Origin of the sequence: Methanomicrobium antiquum (genome assembly GCF_029633915.1) — an archaeon.
Lineage (GTDB): Archaea > Halobacteriota > Methanomicrobia > Methanomicrobiales > Methanomicrobiaceae > Methanomicrobium > Methanomicrobium antiquum.
In genome coordinates, this window is sequence record NZ_CP091092.1 from 548,479 (window position 1) to 568,217 (window position 19,739).

At 40.2% G+C, this 19,739-nt stretch carries 16 protein-coding genes; 14 read left to right on the forward strand and 2 right to left on the reverse strand.

The features are described 5' to 3' along the window. The first annotated feature begins 15 nt into the window (after positions 1-15). A complete protein-coding gene (locus tag L1994_RS02665; protein WP_278100146.1) occupies positions 16-657 on the forward strand; it encodes a type IV pilin N-terminal domain-containing protein in 642 nt (213 codons plus the stop codon). Further along, on the forward strand, positions 654-1,355 hold the full coding sequence (locus L1994_RS02670) for a type IV pilin N-terminal domain-containing protein (RefSeq protein WP_278100147.1): 702 nt from the start codon (positions 654-656) through the stop codon (positions 1,353-1,355). Before L1994_RS02665 ends, L1994_RS02670 begins: the two co-directional genes overlap by 4 nt. 508 nt (positions 1,356-1,863) lie before the next feature. On the opposite strand, the gene L1994_RS02675 is transcribed toward L1994_RS02670, so the two are convergent. Continuing rightward, positions 1,864-3,645: a bifunctional metallophosphatase/5'-nucleotidase gene (locus L1994_RS02675; RefSeq protein WP_278100148.1), complete on the reverse strand. Its 1,782-nt coding sequence runs from the start codon at positions 3,643-3,645 to the stop codon at positions 1,864-1,866. 117 nt (positions 3,646-3,762) lie between these two features. On the opposite strand from L1994_RS02675, the gene cobN reads away from it, so the two are divergent. From cobN to L1994_RS02725, 10 genes are all read left to right on the forward strand, one after another. Further along, on the forward strand, positions 3,763-7,509 hold the full coding sequence (cobN, locus tag L1994_RS02680) for a cobaltochelatase subunit CobN (RefSeq protein WP_278100149.1): 3,747 nt from the start codon (positions 3,763-3,765) through the stop codon (positions 7,507-7,509). Next, positions 7,509-7,934: an ATP-binding cassette domain-containing protein gene (locus L1994_RS02685; RefSeq protein WP_341275801.1), complete on the forward strand. Its 426-nt coding sequence runs from the start codon at positions 7,509-7,511 to the stop codon at positions 7,932-7,934. The genes cobN and L1994_RS02685 overlap by 1 nt, the downstream gene beginning before the upstream one ends. Before the next feature lie 224 nt (positions 7,935-8,158). Then, complete coding sequence (locus tag L1994_RS02690) at positions 8,159-9,244, forward strand: hypothetical protein (RefSeq protein WP_278100150.1); 1,086 nt, start codon at positions 8,159-8,161, stop codon at positions 9,242-9,244. A gap of 1 nt (position 9,245) precedes the next feature. Next, positions 9,246-10,976 (forward strand): hypothetical protein, encoded by a 1,731-nt coding sequence (locus tag L1994_RS02695; RefSeq protein ID WP_278100151.1) that lies wholly within the window; start codon positions 9,246-9,248, stop codon positions 10,974-10,976. A gap of 32 nt (positions 10,977-11,008) precedes the next feature. Then, on the forward strand, positions 11,009-12,442 hold the full coding sequence (locus L1994_RS02700) for a hypothetical protein (protein ID WP_278100152.1): 1,434 nt from the start codon (positions 11,009-11,011) through the stop codon (positions 12,440-12,442). 109 nt (positions 12,443-12,551) lie between these two features. After that, positions 12,552-13,184, forward strand: a complete 633-nt coding sequence (locus tag L1994_RS02705; RefSeq protein ID WP_278100153.1) for a hypothetical protein — start codon at positions 12,552-12,554, stop codon at positions 13,182-13,184. A gap of 143 nt (positions 13,185-13,327) precedes the next feature. Continuing rightward, positions 13,328-14,008: a hypothetical protein gene (locus L1994_RS02710; RefSeq protein WP_278100154.1), complete on the forward strand. Its 681-nt coding sequence runs from the start codon at positions 13,328-13,330 to the stop codon at positions 14,006-14,008. Further along, positions 14,008-14,796, forward strand: coding sequence for a hypothetical protein (locus L1994_RS02715; protein ID WP_278100155.1), 789 nt, complete (start codon positions 14,008-14,010; stop codon positions 14,794-14,796). The genes L1994_RS02710 and L1994_RS02715 overlap by 1 nt, the downstream gene beginning before the upstream one ends. A 30-nt stretch (positions 14,797-14,826) precedes the next feature. Beyond that, complete coding sequence (locus L1994_RS02720; RefSeq protein WP_278100156.1) at positions 14,827-15,123, forward strand: hypothetical protein; 297 nt, start codon at positions 14,827-14,829, stop codon at positions 15,121-15,123. Positions 15,124-15,300: 177 nt separating this feature from the next. Beyond that, positions 15,301-16,092, forward strand: coding sequence for a hypothetical protein (locus tag L1994_RS02725; RefSeq protein WP_278100157.1), 792 nt, complete (start codon positions 15,301-15,303; stop codon positions 16,090-16,092). Here the strand turns inward: L1994_RS02725 and L1994_RS02730 are convergent. Continuing rightward, positions 16,019-17,635, reverse strand: a complete 1,617-nt coding sequence (locus L1994_RS02730; protein ID WP_278100158.1) for an IS1634 family transposase — start codon at positions 17,633-17,635, stop codon at positions 16,019-16,021. The genes L1994_RS02725 and L1994_RS02730 overlap by 74 nt on opposite strands. A 447-nt stretch (positions 17,636-18,082) precedes the next feature. Here L1994_RS02730 and L1994_RS02735 point away from each other — a divergent pair, with 447 nt between their 5' ends. Beyond that, complete coding sequence (locus L1994_RS02735) at positions 18,083-19,063, forward strand: WD40 repeat domain-containing protein (RefSeq protein ID WP_278100159.1); 981 nt, start codon at positions 18,083-18,085, stop codon at positions 19,061-19,063. Between the two features lie 92 nt (positions 19,064-19,155). Next, on the forward strand, positions 19,156-19,731 hold the full coding sequence (locus L1994_RS02740) for a hypothetical protein (protein WP_278100160.1): 576 nt from the start codon (positions 19,156-19,158) through the stop codon (positions 19,729-19,731). The last annotated feature ends 8 nt before the right edge of the window (positions 19,732-19,739 follow it).

The following is a 19,739-nucleotide window of genomic DNA, read 5'->3' on the forward strand; positions in this document are numbered from 1 at the left end:
GAAATTGGAGGTATTATGGAAATGTTTAGGAAAAAAATTGAAAATTTAGAGGCAGTGTCACCGGTTGTCGGAGTGATGCTGATGCTGGTTGTAACGATTATTATAGCTGCAGTTGTAAGTGGGTTTGCCGGAGGTCTTGTCGGGAATACTCAGACAGCGCCACAAGCAGCCATTGATGTGAGAATAGGATATGGTGATGTGGGCATGGGAAGTAATGGCTATAATATGGAATTTGAACTCCTGAGCGGAGATTCCATGCCGACAAAGGATCTGGCTATCATCACCTACTACACAAATAATAGCGGGAAGACATTCCACCATGAACAGACTGCCACAAGTGAAGCAACGCACTTTGTTACAAAATATGGTTCCGAATATTACATTCCAACTCCATTCCTAAATGATATGAGGGACGGATATGCTTACGCGACTCCTTCAAAATGGTTTGGAAACTTCACATGGAAGACTGGTGATATTATGGATACTGGGGGGTCTTATAGTGAAGCAGGACTTGCACAGATGCTTGGGATCAGTGAACCGGATTCCCCATATGAAATAGGAGATCCCGACTTTGGAACAGGCAGTGTAGTTGACGTAAAAATCATGCACATCCCAAGTGGTAAATATATCTATGACAAGGAGGTTGTTGTAGCATGAAAGGAATAAATAATGAAGCAGTATCGCCGGTAGTCGGCGTCATGCTTATGCTTGTAGTGACAATTATAATTGCTGCAGTTGTTAGCGGATTTGCCGGAGGACTGGCAGGAAATCAAAAGATGGCCCCGCAAGTAACAATCACTGCAGAACCTGTTGTCAAAGCTTTCCTAGACCTAGATAAAACAAACTCCGAGGCCGATTACGGCACATCTGATTTTACTGCAAACAATGGTATAGAATTTGAAAATACGGGTGGAGATTCTTTCTCTTTAACTGATATTGACGTACAACTCAGTTCAGGGACCACAAAATATACCCTGTCATATATAGATCAGGTTGACTATTCTTCTGATTGGACCTGTTTGGAAGAGAACATTACTGCCGGTGTTGATTTTGAATATGATCAAAACTATGTATCTGTACCTATAGCATGGAATCATTTCGCGAAGATTGGAGGTTCGAGTCTTCAGGACATCTCTATTTCACCTGGTGACAAATTTATGCTCTATGCATGCGGATGTTATGACACTACTGATTCGGCGTATGGACCATCATCCAGCAATGGAAAATATCTTGTATGGGAACCAAAAGGTACAATTAACGGATTTGGAGCACAGTTTGGAAAGGAGATTGGATACAAACTAATTGATAAGGATTCAGCAAAGATTATAGCAAGTGGTGCTGTTGTATTCAAATAGATAATTAATGAGGTTTACAACATCCTCAATATCTTTTTTTATTGCTCAAAATTAAAATCATATTTTAAAAAGAGAAATTCAACAGAATTAATTTTTTTATTCTTTTTTAGAAATTTTATTGACGGAAACCTGTCGTTTTTATGCGATTAAATTTTTACCAGCATATTTAGTGTTTTGATAGTATCCGGACTACTTTGATTGGGCACCTCTGTGTACTCACTTAGCCAAATATACTGACCGAGGGGTTTGCTCCCACAGCAATCAGTGAAGATGCTGATATCTTTCAATCACTCAGACCTTGCTGAGATTACAAAATAACTTTTATCAGATTGATAAATTTCAGAAAAACAAATTACAAAATGTTTTTAATTTGATATAATTACAAAAAAAGTAGAGAATAGATCACTATTTTCTCTCATGCAATTTGTATATCTGTTGTGAAGGAACATTTCTCAAAATCCCTATATTACACCATTAATCACAATTATTGTATATATTGGTGGAAAATTCAAACGCCACAAGCAGGTACGCTGATCTCATTATTTATCATATCCAGCGGCTGAGGCAGTCCCTGAATATAATTTATAAGTGCATCAATATCCGCCGGGCCGACATTCACATTAACTTCCCAGTCCCATGGCGGTGCTAAAACTCCTCCGCCCATGGCATTTCCATAGGCCATATAGTAGTTCATGGCGGCGGTATATATTGCATCTTCGTCAAGCGGAACGCCGTTAATCAGAACTTCTGTTACTTTGCTTCCAGCAGGCAGGGAGGGATCCCAGGCATATGTTATTCCGGAAACGGAAAGGTACTCCTCCGGCAACGGCTCCTGCCATTGTCTTTCAAGAATTGTTTTAATCTGCTCTCCTGTGATCTCACGTGATGCAACATGCGGCCGGCTGTACCATCCGCCGTACTCTGCAGCAATGGACGCATCCGCAGGGAGGACTGCTTCCAAATCTTCCCATGTAATGTTGCCTTTCGGGAGATCTGCTTGAATTGAACCCGGCAGAGTGCCTGCTGTCACAAGTGCAATATCAGTTTTCATGGCAGCCCGCTGGGAATCAGCCACAAGACTGCCAAGCGCTGATTCCCCCGAGACATCAGGAATTCGTGAAATATTTGCTTCACTTGTTGCAATAACCTCAGAACGCAGCTTTGAAACAGCTATATTCATTTCAGAAAGCAGTTTCTCAGCGGCAGGATCAGGTGATGTCCCCGGCGACTGATCAGCATATACAGGCACAATAACTGCCGATTTTCTGATAATCTCATTGCTATGAGGGTCAATAAGGAGCTCAACATCTGCATATGCCGCCCCGTAAGCATACGCTTCAGCGACAAGGACATCTTTCCCTCCGGCATTTGGAAGATATGCATTTATAAAATCATGAGTGTGGGCGGCAAGGACAACGTCTACATCCTCATCAAGTTCAGATACGATCCCGGTTACCGGACCTGTAACATTGCATCCTTTACGTGTCGGCCCTGAATACGCCTCCTGATTTCCTCCGTTGTGAAGCAGAACAACAATAGCATGTATTCCCTGTTCCTGAATTTCGGGTACATAACTGTTTATTGCCTCACTTTCGTTTATAAACGATATTTCTTCAATATTCTGTGGAAGCTCAAGAATGGTTGTTTCAGTAGTAACGGCACCGATGAAAGCCATCTTTGCACCATTTATTTCACGGATTGTGTATGGCGGGAAAACGGGCGTTTTGTTATCTTTCCACACAACATTTGCACAGATGTAATCCGCCATAGCGCCTGGATATGGATTTGTGATGTGCTGTATTTTTGTGTCCCCGTTTCCGCCGTAGATAATACGCATCAGCTCATCCATTCCGTCATTAAATTCATGATTGCCGGGAATCGAGATTAAATTGCATTTTGTGCATTTTCCGCTGTCCCGCGGATTGCATTCATTGTTCACTAATGAATTAAAGAACTCAATTGCGGGCTCATCCTGAAGGAGAGCTGATTCTACCGGAGATGCCCCAATAGTATCGCCCGTCAGAGCTATTACGGTATAATCCGCATCTGATGAATCCATGGCCGAATTAAGATATGATGCCAGAATGGGAGCACTCCCTGCCGGGCGGCAATTCAGCTCCTGTTCGGGATAGAGATGCCCGTGGAAATCGTTGACCGCTAAAATGGATACATTAATCGGATTTGAAGAGTAATGCGTGTTTTGGCATCCTGCTGAAAAAGAAACCGCCGCCAGAGCCACAATAACCAGGCAGATGAGGATGTTTCGTTTGATGTTATGCGATAATGTCATAGTTGTCTCTAGAATATATACGGTTTAATTTGTTTTAAATAAAAATAATTTTACCTATGGCCGCTGACTCATTATACAATAATTTTTAATCCAGACTTTGAAATGGAGGATTATCAGTTGAAAATAGTCTATATAAGCGCCGGAACAGGCGAAAATCCATGGGTAGAGGAGGCTGCGGCGTCCTGCAGAAAATCAGGACTCCAGATAGAGGTTGTACAGTCAACTTCCGAGGCACTTGATTCAGAGGAGAAAAAATTTGCAGAAATTCTTGAGGATGTCAAATTATGCCTGCTTTTGGTGGTAAGCAATCACGGTAGTGCAACATATTTCAAGAAATTCGATCGCCTCATAAATACAGCGAAAGAATACAGCATAAATACATTTTTTGTAAGTTCGGTCAGAGAGGAAATGGCCGAGAATCGTCATCTCTTTGCACAGAATGAAGAGGATTATAAGTTTTTGCATGCATGCCTTGAACTTTCCGGAAAGGAGAATACAAACTGCCTCCTAATGTGGATTTGCAAAAATCTGGGCGGTTTTGATGTTGAAATCCCGCCGCTGCATTATCCGCCCACTGAAGGATTTTATCACCCGTCCCTGCCTGAAAACTATGATTTTAAAGCTCACTTAAAGAGAATTGACCCGGAAAAACCAACCGTTGGAATTCTTATTCACCAGTTTTTTTACATCAGGAGAAATCTTCTTGCAGTTGATGCACTGATAAAGGCTGTTGAAGAGAGAGGTATGAATGTTCTGCCTTTTTTCCTTGTAACAAGCCCTAATGAAGTCACAGGTGCAATTGGTATCAGAAAATTCATTGAAACTTACCTGATAAAAGACGATGTCGCCATAATAGATGTATTAATTCTTAATATGTCATTTTCACAGCTTTCTTTATCAGATCCAAATGACGGTACAAAAACAGATCCTGTCTACAACTTTTTCTGCGACTTAAATGTACCACTTCTTCAGACGATAACGATGTACAGGTCATATGAGCAGTGGATAAATGATGATCAGGGATTATCGGCAATGGAGATCTCATCAGGAATCATCTGGCCGGAGTTTGACGGACAGATAATTGCAATCCCTCTCGGCACAACAGGTGAATATGAAGGCAGAAAAAATGTTGCAATTCCTATACCTGGACGCCCCGAAAGAATTGCAGAGATGGCAAAACGCTGGTCAGAACTAAAAAGAGTACCTGTAAAGGACAGAAAAGTTGTAATTTTCCTCTACCAGTATACCGGAGATATGGATGCTCTCGGTGATGCCGGCGGACTAGACACTCCGCAGAGTGTCATTGAAATTCTTCATCACTTAAAAGATGAAGGCTATTTTGTAGAAAATATTCCTGAAGATGGAAATGCTCTTATCTATGAGATGATTGCGGGTCTTACAAATGACACCCGCTGGATGACAAAGGAGCAGATGAAGGAAAGGTCGGCAGGCTTTGTCAGCGCTGATTTATACAGGCAGTGGTTTTTGAAAATCCCTCAAAAGAACCAGAAAAAAATATCCGAAGACTGGGGTGAAGCACCAGGAGAGCTTTTTGAATATGAAGGAGAGCTTTGCATCCCCGGTGTTGTCAAGGGGAATATATTCATCGGAATTCAGCCGCCAAGGGGTCATTTTGAGCAGATAGAAACTATGATTCACTCAACAGATCTTGTAATGCCCCATCATTATCTAGCATATTACCGATGGATAAAAAATGTGTTCGGCGCACATGCGGTAATTCATATGGGAACACACGGAACTCTTGAATGGCTACCCGGAAAGGGAAATGCAATGTCAGAGGAATGTTATCCTGATCTGATTCTTGAGGATATGCCTCACCTTTATCCTTACATCATAAACGATCCCGGCGAGGGAATGGAGGCAAAAAGAAGAAGCTGGGCCGTTGCTCTTGACTACAACACTCCGGCAATGATGCGTGCCGAAGGATATGGAGAGCTATCCAAACTTGACACAATTCTTCAGGAATATCTGCGTGCAAGGCGCGGCGGTGAAGCAAAAAAGGCCGAAAACCTGATTGAAGAGGCACGCGGCATTGTAATAGACAAAAATCTCACAAAGGATCTTGGCCTTTCGGATGAACCCGTATGTGAAGAAATTGCAGAAAACGCTGAACGGCTTTATGATTATATCTGTGAACTTCGTGACGCCACAATAAAAGACGGCCTGCACATCTATGGACAACCACCCGCCGGCAACCGCTTTTTAGAGATGATTTATGCACTGACAAGGCTTGAGAACGGCATTGTTCCTTCTCTTAGGGAAAGCATTGCAAAGGCAATGTCCCTGTCGCTTAGGAATTTAATGGAAAGTCCGTCTGATTTCAATGAAACCAGGGGTCAGACAAACGGCGCCCTTATTGATCTGATTGACGCTTCCTCCACAGATCTGATTCTTAAAATGGCTGAGTGTGGCTATAATTGCGAAGAAGTGCTTGAACTGATAATTGCTGAATATGGTCCTGATAATAATGATCTTGAAACCTGTGCGGCATATATCTGTGATGAACTCGTCAAAAACCTGAATCTGACAACTGATGAAATGACAAACCTGATTCTCGGGCTTGATGCAGGATATGTTCCACCAGGAGGCTCGGGTGATCCAACCCGCGGAAACGCACATCTTCTTCCGACAGGCAAAAACTGCTACTCAATAGACCCTGCATGCATCCCGACGCCTTCGGCATGGAAGACCGGAAAAGAGCTTGCAGATCAGATGGTTGAGCGCTACATCGAAGAGAAAGGCGAATACCCGCAAAAGGTGGGAATTGTTGTCTGGGCAACAGATACAATGAGAACAGGCGGAGATGACATTGCATATATTCTGTGGCTTATGGGACTTCGGCCTGTATGGTCGGACCGTGGCGGTGCCGTAACAGGTCTTGAGGTAATTCCGGCAGGTGAGTTAAACCGGCCTCGTATAGATGCTTCTTTGCGAATCAGCGGCATGTTTCGTGATTCTTTCCCAAACCTTGTTAATATGATCGATGAGGGGGTTGAAACAATTGCTTCTTTGGATGAAACAGATGATGTCAACTTCCTTTCAGCCCATTTAAAAGAAGATTTGCTTGAGAGGATTAAAGAGGGCTTTCCAGAAGATGAAGCTCGCGAGATGGCGCTTATACGGATATTTGGCGACCCTCCGGGACAGCATGGTGTAGGAGTGTGTGATGTTGTACATGCATCGGCATGGAAGGACAGAAAGGATTTGGCTGACGTTTTCACAAACTGGGGAGCACATGCGTACGGGAGAAAGTTCAGGGGTGAAAAATTCCCTGAACTCTTTAAAAAACAGTTTGGCAGTCTTGATGCAACCGTAAAAAACCGCGTTTCACGTGAATGGGATATTCTTGAGACCGATGATGATTATGCTGTCCTTGGAGGAATGAATGCGTGTGTCAAGGCATATGGCAATAAAGACCCCGTATCAGTAATAGGCGAGGCATCAGATCCCAAAAACATAAAGACAAAACTTCTTGATGAAGAGATAAGGTTTATTTTTAGAAGCCGCGTTCTAAATCCACGCTGGATTGAAGGATTAAAACCGCACGGGTTTAGAGGAGTTCAGGAAATTGTCACAACCGTTGAATATGCCTTTGGCTGGGATGTCACATCAGATGCATTAGACGACTGGGAATACCAGGCGGCGGCAGAACATTTTCTTTTTAATCCTGAAAACAGGCAGTGGATAGAGGATAATAATCCATATGCTCTTCACAGCATCTCAGGAAGGCTTCTTGAGGCAAAGGATCGTGGTTTTTGGGATGCTGATGAAGAGACAATCCGAAAACTTCAGGAGATTTATCTTGAGTCCGAAGATTTCCTTGAAAGAACGGGCGAGGATTAATGACCGCAATTGAGACTGCAGATCTCACCAAAGAGTTTGGGAGTCTCTGTGCGGTTGACAGTCTGAATCTGAATATTGATGGTGAGATATTTGGCCTTTTAGGTCCGAACGGCTCCGGAAAAACAACAACCGTCCTTATGCTTACAACCCTCATCAGACAGACAAGGGGTAGTGCCAGCGTATGCGGCTATGATACCTTAAAAGAGCCTGATAAGGTAAGAGGCTGCCTCAGTTATGTCCCGCAGGACATGGCGGTTGACACAAATCTTACAGGACGTGAGAATATGCTCATCTTTGCCCGCCTTTACGGGATTGATAATCCAAAAGACAAGGTGGATGAGCTTCTTGGAATAATGGATCTTTCGGGGAGTGCGGATGATCTTGCAAAAACCTACTCCGGTGGTATGGAATTAAGGGAGATTTGATAAATCTTTGGGTGCAGAAGAGGTTTTTGATAGGTTCAGGGAGATCTGGCTTTGGAGTATATATCTCTGATTTTTGTTCTATTTTTTATGAATTATATTGAATAAATATGCCTGCTCGTTTATACGTATTCAACAGTTACACGATTTCATTAAATATTAACATTTAATCTTAATAAATATTATTTTATAATATTTAATGCTAATAAATTTTATAAAATTATTGAATGGATAATATGAATAATAAAAACACAACTTCACGAATTTACATACTTGCATCGATTCCCTGTCAGGGAAAGACAACGACTGCTCTTCTTTTGGAGAAATATTTTCGAGAACGGAATCTGAAAGTTGCCTGTCTTCAGATGGACAAAGGCTATTTTGATGTACATTCCTACATTGAAAATGACTGCTACCACTATACAATTCCTCTTGAAGCAACAAAGACCTGGGAGGATTTTGAACGATGTATTCCTGCCGGCTTTGATGTTTACCTGCTGGAAATTACTTTTGCATACTCTCCCAAAGGAATGGCGTATATCGATCTTTTCAATAATGTGAATGAGGTGATTTCTCATTATTTGAAAGACGAATGGCAGAAATCAGCTAAAAACGCTGTTTTGGATTGCATGCGTAATCATTATATGATTATAGATGGAGAGAGCGAGGATTATTTGATGGTTTTATGGGATTTATTTCATAAAAGAAATGTAAAGATTGTATATACCAAGTCTCCAGTTGAACTTGAAGGACCTTACGTTAATGCCGAATTTGAATTAGTGAATCCTGAAGAGTTTGTTTACGAAGAGATAAAGCCTCAATATCAATTTCCGTACGGCACGAAAAAAGCGATCGCAGTTGGGGCATTTCCTGCCGAATACTGGGATATTTTTCCTGATCTGAAATGGTTTGGTTTTGATTATGCGGGCTTTATGGAAAGATTCAGGAAGGAGGATTACGATCTTGCCGTAATCGGAAAGTGTATGAATAAAAATCTAAAATTTTATGACAGGCCAAAAAATTGTGAAGTGGTCTGCTACCAGCCGTCGGTCTACATCAATTTTTCTGCAGATTACAAACTTAAAACTCAAAAGGATGATTTTATGGAAGTTTTTAAGAGAATAAAATCAAAAAAGCCCGGAAGTCCTATCGGAAGCGACGAAGGAATGTTTGGATCTTACAACAATAAATACTGGACCTACAGGACACATCCTGACTTTGATATAATAAAAAAGGAAGGTAATATTGTTTTTTGCAACGGCTGGATTCTTCCCCAATATTTAATCCGTGACGGATTTTTGGAGGTGGAGTGATATGGGCAATCCCCCGCCGACTCCTCCTGTTGTGACACTCGTTAATCCTTCAGGTTCTGATATCTGTGATCCTGTCGGTACTATGCGGACGTTCACAGCATCATGTGATCAGCCTGCAATAATGAAAATTTATCTTGGTGTTTCTCTTTTATTTGAGACTAGTTCTACTGTCCAACAGATTTCATACGCTTTTCAGAGTGCACCTGTGGGTAGTCACGTAGTCCGGGTGGTTGCAGAGAATGCCAATGGATCCGGGGAAAATTATTGGAACTGGAATGTCCTGTCAACACCGCCTGTTGTAACACGGGTTGATCCAGGGGAACAGGAAATTACTGATCTTATAAATACAATGCGTCGATTTGAAGCAAGTGTTGATCAAAATGCTTTAATGAAAGTATATATTGATGATTTTTTAGTATGTGAGTCTGAATATTTTGTCAGGAATATCTCATGTACATTTAATAATACAATATTAGGGAATTTTGTTGTAAAAATTACTGCAGATAACACAAATGGTAGTGGAGAAACTACATGGAACTGGCATATCCGCTCCGCTGATTCACCTGTTGTAACACTTATCAAGCCGGTCTCTGAAGACATTACTGATCAGATTGGCAGTCCCAGGACTTTTATAGCAAGTGCCAACCAGCCGGCATATTTGGAATTTGCTTTTAATGGCTTGCCGGTATGTAAGAAGCGTGTTATATGGGAAAACTATCCTTGTTCATTTAAATTTGCAAGCAGATCTGCAGGAGATCATAAGGTTGAAGTTACTGCTGTTAATGCAAATGGAAGAGATAAAAAACATTGGAACTGGCATCTTACCAATCCAACATCATGCATCGAAAATGATTTACAATGTAAAGGGTATGATTTATACAAGTGCATAAATGGTCAGTGGACCGTTTACGAATCAAATTCACCTCAGTGCGGATGGAGTGATCCTTTAACTCTTCGAAAAATCCAACATTATGTGGATTTATTCTGTCATCCAACATCTCCTAAGGCAGCTGCTGTTAGCGTTTCTACCGATCCTTTTCATTCAGTTTCAATTGAAACCTATGATTTTAAGTCGTATACATATTCGGGGACAGTGAAATATAAAGCAGATCGGATTTATAGAAACATTGAAGTTGAACCGTTTGTTTACCAGTTGTATTTGTTTGCAGGTGATCCCTACTGCTCTTCAGTACCGATAACGGCAGAAAATATTGGTGTAAATATATCAAATGTTAAACCATCGGTTAATAATCTGGTAAATAATTCAGGATATAATGTTGAGGCAAAGCCAATCCGGGATATTGTTAAACCTGTTTCCGAAATCCAAAAAATTACAGGGATTCATCCTGATACTCAGGGTTATATTTTAAAAATCAGTGTTCTGGTAAACTGGTATGAATTGATGGTAGCTTTTCCTGATGCTGAATTTTCGGTCGAATTTGATCTTCAATATACAATCACAATGAGGCACTCTGAACCCCAGGTAAATACATTTGTCCGCCACTGGGCATATTCAGGAAACGATAATCCTTTAATTCAATTAATGATGATGCTTGCTGGATTTTGTAATACACTTGAAACAATTCCGGCTACAGCAAACTGGGGTTCTGCTGATGTGGTGTCGGTGGGATTAAGTGGTGCGCAAAATGCAGGCGGTCTGTTAAGAGAACCGTCACAATATCAGGATATATATGGGATCAACTGGCCGTATGGATATGGGGATGTTCAATAGTTCTTTCAGAGAATGAGAATGGGATTGTATCAATGAAAGAAAAAAATGTAATCTCAATTATTGCAATTGTGTTCATCACAGCCGGTGGAATATTAATCTGGGCGTCCGCTTGTGCAGGTGTTCTCCCGGGGAACTATTTTCTTCTTGAGATTGGTGGAAAATACGACTCCATGTACCCTTCAATCAGCCCTGACGGAGGAGAGATCGCTTATGTCGCCTATTCCTATCGTGAACCTGATTCGTCTGATCTCTGGATAGTGAATACCCGGACGTGGAATACACGGAGGCTGACCTCTTTGGAAGATGTCCCCTTTCGCCCTTATTGGAATCCATCAGGAGAAACCATCGTGTTTTTAGCCGGAAGGGATCTCTGGACGATCGAGAGAAACGGTAAGAACCTCACCAGGCTCACGGATAGTAAGTCTTTGGCTCTTTGTCGGGGCTGGAGTCCCGACGGGAGACGGATTGCCTATATCCAGAATAGCTCTCTTAGGGTGATAGATGCCGATGGCGGGAACAGTAAAATTGTTGTTGACGGATGTCATTTTGATGTTTTTCCATCGTGGAGTCCTGATAGCAGGAGGATTGTCGTTTCATGTCCTTCACGCCGAACCACTACTGTAAACGGCACTCTTATTTCTGAAAATAATTCCCGTGCAGGGCTGTTGATTATCGATATCGAGAATGAGTCTGAGACCCTGATTGAAGTTGAAGACTGTAGCCTGCCGTCGTGGAGTCCGGCTGGAGATTGGATTGCATATGCATCGACTGACGGCATATGGACGGTTCGCCCTGATGGTTCCGGCAATTATAAAATCGGCGATGATCGCGTATATTTTTCCGAAAATCCCAGATGGGATTCAACCGGCGGGAGATTAGTATATCTCACAACTGACGGCAGGATGATAAAGACAGTGAACTCTGACGGAACCGGGGAGCGTAATGCAGTGCCGGTTTTGGACAGCATCTCCTTCACCATGAGCAGTGATGGACATGTTGCATACAGCCCCATGTGCACCGTCCGGTTGTCACCTGTGGACGGTATCGACTGGTGTAAACTTTTTTCCACAATTCTGGATTTAATCAGGCTGAAAAATATGCAGGAAAGATGTATTGAGAGCATCAGTGAATATCGTGATACATATGATAATACTGTGAGAGTCACATTGCCGGAGATAGTGTATTCCTCTCCTGAGGGACGTGTTGTTAATGATACTGTAGGTTCGGACAGAATATTCACTGTCGTCTCAGGTTCTCCTTCGACAATGAGGTTTTCACTTGATTCTGACGAACAGGTTTATTTGAGCGATACCGGTGTCCTGCAGGATTCGTTCATTTTTGAAAATGTCTCTCCCGGTACGCATATGGTAATTGCATCTGTTTTTGGTGCGGATAATACGACAACCGGAACAGCAATTCGTTCATGGACATGGAATGTCTTATCCTGGGAAGAAAATAGGAGTTAATGAAATTACTAGAAAATTGGAGTTTTAAGAATGAAAATCAGAATATTATTATCTCTCTTAATCTATGGGATTTTTTGTCTTTTTAGGATAGAATATTTGTGGAGAAATCATGTTCAATTTTTGTGATTTGGGAAATATTTTAAGGTCTATTTCCGGTTATATTATAAATCCTGTGGTAACATATGAAAAAAATAGAAATAAGGGTTATTCTCATGCAGTAGCAATATTTGTAATTCTTTATAGTGTCATTTGGTTTCTTTCGAAATCTTTGCTACTAATTAATGATATTTTATGCGGACGAACAATTGATTTGGACTTATTATCGCTGCAATTTATGTTATACCAGGCTCTATATGTCTCTATTGAGATTCTGGTTGTTATATTTGTAATCTATTCTGTATCTAAATTTGAAAATAAAAATGTAAATTTTGTTAATTCTTTTAAAATTACATTTATAAGATGTGCCTTTTTTATCTTTATATTGGGATTATATTCTGTAATAAATGCAGTGTTGAATTTATTGAATATAAATTATGGCATTTCCGGCCTGGTAGATTTTGTTATTTATCTACTTTTTATTCTCGCAAACCTTTTTTTTATCCGGGTCTCAGCCGAAGGGATAAGGACATTGAATGGTCTTTCCAGAGTTAAATCATATTTAATCGCCATGATTTCTATTTTGGCCGCAAATGCGGCAATATATATTAATGCCTTCTGGCTTGAGGGTATATTATTGGCATAGGGGTGTGAAGTTTTGGTATTCAGAACATCAGATTTTTTCGAGGATTTGGAAGCATTATTCATATGGTCAAATTTTGTTGATTGTGAAGAGGAATGCTCAATAAATATGTCATTTTAGAATTTTAATAATTAGAGGTAAATTATATGGGAAAAAATGATGAGAATATATTTGGGCAAATATATCTGACTATCTTAGATTACCTACATCTGATTTATCTTTTCTACAGGCATCCAAAACAGGCCTTTGAGATAGTAAATAGTGGGAAAAAAGTTCATGGTATTGTATTTTGTGTAATATACTTGTTCATCGTCAGTTTCATTTACAATTCTGCATATTCATGTATTTCAGCTATGATGGTGTCAGGCTTTCTCCCAAGAGGATTATTGTCAGCTGTTTATGATGGAATATCTGGTTCAATAATTATGATTATAATCTATTTATTGAAATTTACAATTTTTGCGGTATTTATTTTTAGTTTGCTATGGGTATTGCGTATGAAACCCCCACTTGTCAAGACCATGAATACAATATTTTATGGTATGGCGATAGCCTATCCTTTCTTTTTGATAGTCCTCGCAATAGAAATTTTATCAGGGGGCATATTTTTTGAATATCTGGCAATTGTTGCTATTTTGATTTATTTATTGCCTGTTTTATACATGGAATGTTTAGGAATATCATGTCTTTTAAAGAAGTCGCAAAATCAGGTTATAATTGCGGTTCTGAGTGGAATTATAATAGCAGTTCTTGCAGAAAAATACGTTCTTTTTGGATATGAAATTCTTGTAGTAAATACTGTCAGTCAGGTGGTGTTTTTAATTTAATGGTTAATTTATTATATTCTCCTCCTGGGTCGGCATTTATTGATCTCTTTGAAAATATTAATGAACTTGTTTCTTATGATCTCAGGAATTTGTGGGAAGACTATCTCAGTCAAAAAGTCAGTGAGCACTGGGGGCCGCTGTCTGATTCAACCGGCCATTTTCCGGATTTCCTGAAGTCTTTCAATGACAGAAATGTGAAGAGAGTCCATACAAAAACAAAAGGAAAAATCGACGGGCCGTTTGTTGATGAAAGTTTCAACATTGGAAATCGGGGTGATTTTGTATGCGACAGCATCAGTCCCAGGTACGCCTTTCCGAAAAGCGGTAAAAAAGCAATAGCTGTCGGTTCGTTTCCTGCTGAATATTGGGATATTTATCCGGATCTGAAATGGTATGGTTTTGATTATGCCGGATTCATGGAGCAGTTCAGAAAGAAGGATTATGATCTTGCTGTCATCGGTGCATGTATGAACCAGAATCTTAAGTTTCATGACAGGCCTGAAGGGCCTGATATCATCTGTTATCAGCCGTCAGTATATCATGATTTAAAGAGATTGGCTCACGGTCATGATGGGGTTGAGGATCACAGAAAAGTAACTGATAACTTCATGGACGTTTACAGAACAATAAAGAATGAACCCGTCGGAACGCCTGTTGGAAAGGAAGGCGGCGGTTTCACGGGTTATAATAATAAATACTGGACATACAGGACGCATCCTGGCTTTGATATAATTAAAAGGAAGATAATATCGTTTTTTGCAACGGCTGGGTTCTCCCTCAATATTTAATTCGTGATGGATTTTAGGAGGTGGGGTGATATGGGCAATCCCCCGCCAAGTCCTCCGGTTATCCTTTTAATAGTGCCTGCACAGGATTGCATAATTGATACCCTGGATAGTTTCTTTTCACGTTTTTTTGAGATAACTATGGATGTAGCATCAATTGTAACAATTTGGTTTGATGACATAATAGCATTTGTAACAAGTATATATGAGACAGATGTATCTTGGACTTTTGATCCAGAAAATATTGATCCTGATCCTATAATACCGGTTCATACAATAAGAATTGTTATTACTAATGGATCAGGTTCTTCTGAAAAAATATTATATTAAGTAATTACAGACGCACCAGTTACATCTCCGCCTCAGATAACGAGTCATACTCCCTCTTCCGGAAGCATTACTGATGCAAAGGGGGGAACGAATTCAAGGACATTTGAAGTTGCCACTGATCAGCCGGCAACGATTATATTTTCGGTTGACGGGCTGGAGAAGAGAAGATTTTGTGCTGTGGAAAGTGCAACGTGGAACTGTGATTTTTCCAGTTATTCAGGTAATGCAACATATTCTGTTGTTGCAGAAGCGATTAATACAGTTGGAAGTTGTTCTTTAACTTGGAGTTGGAAAATTGAAAGTTCTTCTCATTGCGTTCCAACAGGTGAATACATTGATTTTGGATTTGCAAAATATCGTTCGGATTGTGATTCTGAAGAATCCAAATGGAGGAAAGCAATGTGTCATCAAAATGCTCTCGCAAGATGGGGATATGCCAGTATCTCTAGAAATATTCCTACTAATAGCTATGATGACATAGTTGAATCCAGTGATAAGCTTGGTTATTTCAAGTATCAGCGTGATGATGAAGTATGTGAGGGCTGGGAGAACTGCTTTTTGGTTTCCAATAATCATTTTAGGCATCTGTATGTCGTTGAATTGGGGGTAACAAATCATGGGGATCACGCTATATTGGCTGAATTTATTGGTGAATTTAGCAATTTTGATACGGAGAAAACAAATTTTGACAACTGGAATTTCTTTCAATATGAGGATCTAGACATAAGACCAGGAGATGGTCAGATGCCTTATTATCCATCAAATGATCCCGGTAATCCAAATAAGGTTATTATACAAAAAATAACCGAGATCTACTGCAGTAGGACAATAAAAGATAATGGTGAATATTATTATACTCCACTTTATTATTATCCGACTTTCCGCAGGTATTTCTTCAACAATAGTATTTTTCATACTCTCCCCCCAATAACCGCAATATCTTTTTCAATTCATCATTCAGATTTGTAATTCGTTTTATTCTTTTATCACCCTCAACAAATGAGAACTCCCTCACCCTCCTGAATCGGAAAAATGTCCATTTCAATGCCGGTCTTTGTGTCTGCTTTTTTGTCTGGCTGGTGACTGTTTCACCAGACTGTACCAGCATCTTTCTCAGCCGAAACTCAGTCATAGAGTAAATAAAAAGACACAATACCATGATCATAGCCAAAGCCTGAATCCGCGAATTTTTCTTTAAATAGACCTCAGCAACCCGGAACGACTTGTCTTTCAGGAACCTAAATCCTCTCTCAACTGTTCCTTGAGCTTTATAATTCCTGAGCAATTCATCCGCAGACATCTCAGTGTCATTCGTTGCCAGAACAAAACGTCCAAGATTTTGGCGTTCCTGCTCGACTACGCTGTCATTGTATTCGATATCAGCAGTAATCTTATACGAATTAACTAATGGTTCACCGGCTTTTGGCCTACCTCGTTTTTTCTCTTCTTTCCTTTGAATCATGAGAATTTCAAGCTTGCTGAATTGATACTTATGATTCTTTTCTAACCATTTCTCTGCTTCAATGCGTGCGTCAGGTTCACATGCAAATTCCTGTGCACAGACTTTTCGAAGAGATGTTTTGGCTTTTTCCAGTTCTTTTACCAGATTCTTATCAAACGTTTTACTCTGTTGTTCATGCATTGGTTCTGAATGATACATCACCCATTTCCGTCTGATTCCTGCATATTCACTGAAAGATTCACTATATGAATAGCGATTATCATCGCACGGTATGAACTGACAATCTGATTTGACCAGTTCCTTGGCCTCTTTAATGATAACCGGTACACGACTAATCCAGAAAGTGTGCTGACCTAAAGTCTGGAGATTTTTTTCGGTATAAAATGCAGCATCAGCTACATGATAGACTTTTTCGCCTGATTTGAGACTTTTCTGAAGTTTTTCAATAATGATTCGGAGTGTCTCTTTATCCGATTCATTCCCGGAAAAAGTCTGAAGAAATAATGGTACACCATGCTGATTTGATGCCATGCCAAGGACAAAACGCTTGAGATCCCATCGGCCATCCTTCGGATGGCCGTAGGTAATCTGAATTCCTTCTATGTTGAAATCGGATTCGTATTCGCCGGTTACGCTAAAGTTAGTGGTATCGACGTGAATGCAATGCGAGCCATATTCTGTTGGAATAAGGCAATTCGCCACGATATCGTTGAATAACTCAGTTGGACCATATTCTGCAATAGCATCCAGTGTTCTGCCCAATACATCATCATTTATCTGTTCTCGGGAAATTCCCTCCCCAAATAGTCTTTCAACGGCAATATCATCAAAAAATTCCGGAAACAGATAAAGACGGCGTTCGATGAATCCAAGACCGTTGATCACCATAGCTTTCACGGCCTGAGAATGGGTGAGATTATGGTTTCGGGTCTTGGGTATTGCAGTGTCGATCATATTCGCGATACTAAGAGAGTTATAGGCTCCGGCAACGATGCCAAGATGACCAACAGAAAGGATAGATTCGTCATCAAAACCGTCAATGATGGGCATATTATAGGTTATTCCCTCAAAGTACAAGGATCTTGCGGTCGAATATTGTGAAATGTGTGGATTTTTAGTGCGGATGGTCGGATTATGAGATTGTTGCGAGATTTATAATAGATCAAGAAAGTGATGCAGGAATTTATTATTGATGCTTATTAGTCAATGATTTTTTTATTTAAGTTTAGGTAAGTGTATGAAAATGAAAATCTCTCAAAAAAAACACTATTCGCAGTTTTATTAGTTATTGCCATATTTTTAATCTTTATAATTTTTAGTCATATTACAAACAGAGACATAGAAGATCTACCTGTTAATGATATATCTCTGGCCAATAATCTTACTCCTCCTTGGCAATTTAATAGCCAGCAAATATCTTATCCTAATTATCTTGCAATGAGTGACAGCGGTGAAAATATTGTTGTATCCGGTTCCAGCACTATATATTCTTTTAACGTGGGTGAAGGTACAATTTTAAATTTCAGCGATCAGCAGTCCCAAATAGAATGGTCCAGAATAGAATGTATTGATGTAAGTTCCTGCGAAAAAAGAGCGGTTATCGGTTCATTTATGACGGAGGGTAATCAGGATCGTGGAATTGTCAGCTGCTTTGACGAGGATGGTACACTTCTCTGGGAATATATGACAGGGGGCCCTGTTAGTTGTATAAAAATCAGCTCTGACGGGGGATATATTGTAGCCGGAACCGATTCTGGATCATCAGGAATATCAAAGATAATGCTATTTAATTCAAATGGTTCGCTCCTTTGGGAAGTAGGTACATCTCCAACATGCTGTGATGTTATTAGTGTAGATATAAGCCAGAATGGAGAATATGTCGCCGCCGGAACTGATTATAATAAGATATACCTTTTCTTCAAAAATGGAACTGAAATTCTAGATTACACAACTTATGGGCCCAGTGATACTGCATATTATCAGTATTGGTATGAAGGCAATCCGGGTCAATATGTTGCCCTTAGCGATGACGGCAGATACCTTGCCGCAGGTTCGCTGGATTGTTACGTCTACCTGTTCAGCAATAACGGGACACGTCTCTGGAGATACAAGGGAGAAAGACCATTCTGTGTAACTGATATAACTTCCGACGGTTCCCGTATCGTCTCGGTATCAGATACAGGTACGATCTTTTTATTCAACCGGACTGGTTATCTTCTATGGAGCTATGATACGGGGAGCATTATCAGGAGCATCAAAACAGATTCATCGGGAGATCTGATCGTTGCAGGATCCAACAGTTCGGAAATATACTGCCTGAATGGATCAGGCAACCTTATCGGGAACTACACTACCAAAGGCGGAGTTACGGATGTTGAGGTGAGTACAGACGGTTCTTACATTTCAGCCGTAAGCGAAGGAGGAGTTCTTTATTTCTTTGGCAGGGGCGACCTTTGCAACAGGGATGTGGTAGTTTAGATGAATGCTGTATCTTCTCTCTCTAAATTGTATTTTCTGGATTGTTTTATTATTTCGACTGCAAAATTTTCCATTTACGAAGGGGATCTTCGGTGAAATTAAAACAAAGAATAAAAGAAAAGTCATTCCTTGCAATCATCATAGCTGTTGCTATAATGCTGATCTTTTGTATTGTCTTATTCATGTCCGGATTTTTCCAGGAAAATGAAAATTATGAAAATAAAGAGGTAGAAAATATGACACTTGAAGATCTACCTGAAGAAGTACAGAAAGAAATTGAGAACTTAAAATTTCCACCGAGAAATTTCAGTATAAGCAAATATGAGATAGAATCCAAAAATAAGCAGATCATTGTCTATGTCTTCAATATAAGAGATGAAGGAGAGGTAAACAGTCTCCAGAGCCTGCAGGTAGGTGAATGGAGCTTTAAATTTATTCATGATATTGGATATGAAGAGGAGATGGATATGGCAGCAGAATATTTTGAGGAAATGAAAAAAAATCATCCCGAGTTGAAAATCGCAGGCTTTGGCATTTCATCAAAGGAATTAGAAATGTGGGTTTATAACCGGACAACAGAAAATCAGGCACTTGACGGTAAAGATATCCTCAACAGGACAATTCATGTATATGTATGTTCAACTCCACCTCCGAAAGAAAAGAGATGATGAATGTA